2 tRNA genes and 2 rRNA genes are annotated in these 2889 nt (G+C 53.2%); all 4 read left to right on the forward strand.

The features are described from left to right. Window positions 1-76, forward strand: a 16S ribosomal RNA gene (locus tag QPM17_RS23380); the annotation flags it as partial. A 233-nt stretch (window positions 77-309) separates the two neighbouring features. Then, window positions 310-386 (forward strand) — tRNA-Ile (locus QPM17_RS23385). 129 nt (window positions 387-515) lie between these two features. Further along, window positions 516-591 (forward strand) — tRNA-Ala (locus QPM17_RS23390). 347 nt (window positions 592-938) lie between these two features. Then, window positions 939-2889 (forward strand): 23S ribosomal RNA (locus tag QPM17_RS23395); the annotation flags it as partial.

The raw sequence follows: 2889 nt of genomic DNA on the forward strand, positions 1-2889 counted from the left end.
CACGGTGTGGTTCATGACTGGGGTGAAGTCGTAACAAGGTAGCCGTAGGGGAACCTGCGGCTGGATCACCTCCTTAAACGAAGCCGAACGCTTCGGTCAGAGTCCACACGAATTACTTGGTTAGCTTCTAAAGAGAGCAAAAGGGTCTATGCAGACCCGATATCGGTTTGACCAGACCTCAGGGTTTGGCGCCGGATTCGGAGCGGCTGGCAAGGCGCAGATTGAGTGAAGGCGGGAGCGTACATCAGTACGTGACCAACTGAGCGAGGGCTGCAACGCAGTCCAGGCGGTTCGAAGACAAGCGAAACCGGGTCTGTAGCTCAGTTGGTTAGAGCGCACCCCTGATAAGGGTGAGGTCGGTGGTTCAAATCCACCCAGACCCACCAAAATTGCGTGGCTCGTCGTTGCTTCCAGGCTCATGTGCTATTCGCACACGTCGCCCGAAAGCGCCTAGATCCACACAATTTTATAGCCTGAGAGTCCAAGCGCGATCGGGTTTGGAAGATAGCTTGAACGGGGCTATAGCTCAGCTGGGAGAGCGCCTGCCTTGCACGCAGGAGGTCTGCGGTTCGATCCCGCATAGCTCCACCAAAACTTTACTGACTAACTCCGGTTAGCAGTGTGCAGAAACAAGCATTTCGGTTTGATGACAAGGGTTGTTAAACGGAAGTTCTTCTTTCTGATCACTGGGTCAGATTTGCTCTTTAACAAATTGGACGAGATAGAACACGAAGCTATTTTTCTCATTATCTCCGAGAGAAATAGGTTCAATGTGATAGCGATTTCAAGCGTTATCCGGTGTTGTCGTTGAAGTGATTGTGTATGACTTCAGTCGACTGTCTCTGAGTCTCATCCTGGATGGGAAGGTGGTGTTCACTTCGGTGAGTGCGACGTTCTTGTTGATGGTGAGGCACAGATCAGTTGTCTTGGGGTTATATAGTCAAGCAATTAAGCGCATACGGTGGATGCCTTGGCAGTCAGAGGCGATGAAAGACGTGGAAGCCTGCGATAAGGCTCGGGGAGCTGGCAAACAAGCTGTGATCCGGGCATCTCTGAATGGGGAAACCCACCGACTTTCGGGTCGGTACCGTACAGTGAATACATAGCTGTGCGGGGCGAACTCGGGGAACTGAAACATCTAAGTACCCGAAGGAAAAGAAATCAACCGAGATTCCCTCAGTAGCGGCGAGCGAACGGGGACCAGCCCTTAAGCTGGACAACTGGTAGGAGAAGGCTCTGGAAAGTGCCGCCATAGTGGGTGATAGCCCCGTATCCGAAACCTGAGTCCAGTGAAATCGAGTAGGACGGGACACGAGACATCCTGTCTGAACATGGGGGGACCATCCTCCAAGGCTAAATACTCCTGACTGACCGATAGTGAACCAGTACCGTGAGGGAAAGGCGAAAAGAACCCCTGTGAGGGGAGTGAAATAGATCCTGAAACCGTATGCGTACAAGCAGTCGGAGCGGACTTGTTCCGTGACGGCGTACCTTTTGTATAATGGGTCAGCGACTTATGTTCAGTGGCGAGGTTAACCGTTTAGGGGAGCCGTAGGGAAACCGAGTCTGAATAGGGCGATTTAGTCGCTGGGCATAGACCCGAAACCGGGCGATCTATCCATGAGCAGGTTGAAGGTTGAGTAACATCAACTGGAGGACCGAACCCACTGTCGTTGAAAAGCCAGGGGATGACTTGTGGATCGGAGTGAAAGGCTAATCAAGCCCGGAGATAGCTGGTTCTCCCCGAAAGCTATTTAGGTAGCGCCTCGGACGAATACCACAGGGGGTAGAGCACTGTTTCGGCTAGGGGGTCATCCCGACTTACCAACCCGATGCAAACTCCGAATACCTGTGAGTACTATCCGGGAGACACACGGTGGGTGCTAACGTCCATCGTGAAGAGGGAAACAACCCAGACCGCCAGCTAAGGTCCCCAAATACCAGTTAAGTGGGAAACGATGTGGGAAGGCTCAGACAGCTAGGAGGTTGGCTTAGAAGCAGCCATCCTTTAAAGAAAGCGTAATAGCTCACTAGTCGAGTCGGCCTGCGCGGAAGATGTAACGGGGCTCAAACTGGTTACCGAAGCTGCGGCTGCATACGCAAGTATGCGGGGTAGGGGAGCGTTCTGTAGGCCTGCGAAGGTGTGTTGAGAAGCATGCTGGAGGTATCAGAAGTGCGAATGCTGACATGAGTAACGACAATGGGAGTGAAAAACTCCCACGCCGGAAGACCAAGGTTTCCTGCGCAACGCTAATCGGCGCAGGGTGAGTCGGCCCCTAAGGTGAGACCGAAAGGTGTAATCGATGGGAAACGGGTTAATATTCCCGTACCTTGGATAGCTGCGATGGAGAGACGGAGAAGGCTAGGTGAGCCGGGCGACGGTTGTCCCGGTTTAAGCGAGTAGGCAGTGGGGTTAGGCAAATCCGGTCCCACAATGCCGAGACGCGACGACGACTGCCCTTTACGGGCGGGAAGTCATTGATGCCCTGCTTCCAGGAAAATCTTCTAAGCTTCAGGCTATTCGAGACCGTACCCCAAACCGACACAGGTGGTCAGGTAGAGAATACCAAGGCGCTTGAGAGAACTCGGGTAAAGGAACTAGGCAAAATGGTGCCGTAACTTCGGGAGAAGGCACGCTGGTGGTAGGTGAAACTCTTTACGGGTGGAGCTGACGCCAGTCGAAGATACCAGGCCCCTGCGACTGTTTATTAAAAACACAGCACTGTGCAAACACGAAAGTGGACGTATACGGTGTGACGCCTGCCCGGTGCCGGAAGGTTAATTGATGGGGTTAGTCCTCGGACGAAGCTCTTGATCGAAGCCCCGGTAAACGGCGGCCGTAACTATAACGGTCCTAAGGTAGCGAAATTCCTTGTCGGGTAAGTTCCG

It is taken from the genome of Marinobacter azerbaijanicus (assembly GCF_030250645.1).
GTDB classification, from domain to species: domain Bacteria; phylum Pseudomonadota; class Gammaproteobacteria; order Pseudomonadales; family Oleiphilaceae; genus Marinobacter; species Marinobacter azerbaijanicus.